1 protein-coding gene is annotated in these 869 nt (G+C 62.5%); it reads left to right on the top strand.

Annotated elements, in window-relative coordinates; all coding sequences use genetic code 11:
- A partial coding sequence (locus tag Q2941_RS51730) for a carbon starvation CstA family protein (protein ID WP_458197560.1) occupies window positions 1-869 on the top strand: 869 nt, incomplete at both ends.

The raw sequence follows: 869 nt of genomic DNA, 5'->3' as shown, positions 1-869 counted from the left end.
CTGTTCGTCTCGATGCGGCGCGACGGGCGATCCCTCGGCGAACTCGTGCGTTCAGAACTCGGACCCGTGCCCGGGGTCATCGCGCTGATCGGCACTTTTCTGATCATGATCATCATTCTCGCCGTGCTCGCCCTCATCGTGGTCAAGGCTCTAGCCGACAGCCCATGGGGCATGTTCACCGTCGCGATGACAATTCCGATCGCCATCTTGATGGGCGTCTACATGCGCTTCATCCGCCCCGGCGCCGTGGGCGAGGCCTCGGCCTTCGGTGTCGTCGGACTGCTGGCCGCCATCATCCTGGGCGCGAACGTTGCGGAAAGCCCGACCTGGTCGGCCGCGTTCACGTTTTCGCCGACGCAGTTGTGTTGGCTCCTGATCGTCTATGGCTTCGTCGCCTCTACCTTGCCGGTCTGGCTGCTACTCGCGCCACGCGACTACCTTTCGACATTCCTGAAGATCGGAGCGATCTTCGCTCTCGCCCTCGGCATTCTCTTTGTCGCGCCCGACCTCAAAATGCCGGCGCTCACGCGTTTCGTCGACGGAACCGGCCCGGTCTGGTCGGGAAGCCTATTCCCATTCCTGTTCATCACCATCGCCTGCGGGTCGGTGTCGGGCTTCCACAGCCTGATTTCGTCCGGCACCACACCCAAGCTGATCGACAACGAAGTGCAGGCGCGTTTCATCGGTTACGGCGGCATGCTGATGGAAAGCTTCGTCGCTATCATGGCGCTGGTGTCGGCCTCGATTATCGACCCCGGCGTCTATTTCACCATGAACAGCCCGGCCGCGGCGATCGGAACGACGGCCGAAAGCGCCGCCGCCAAGGTGAGCGAGTGGGGCTTTACGATCACGCCCGAGCAGATCAAGCA

It is taken from the genome of Bradyrhizobium sp. UFLA05-153 (genome assembly GCF_054185185.1).
Note: the sequence above shows the minus strand (reverse complement) of the source record. Positions and strands in the feature narration are given on the sequence as shown.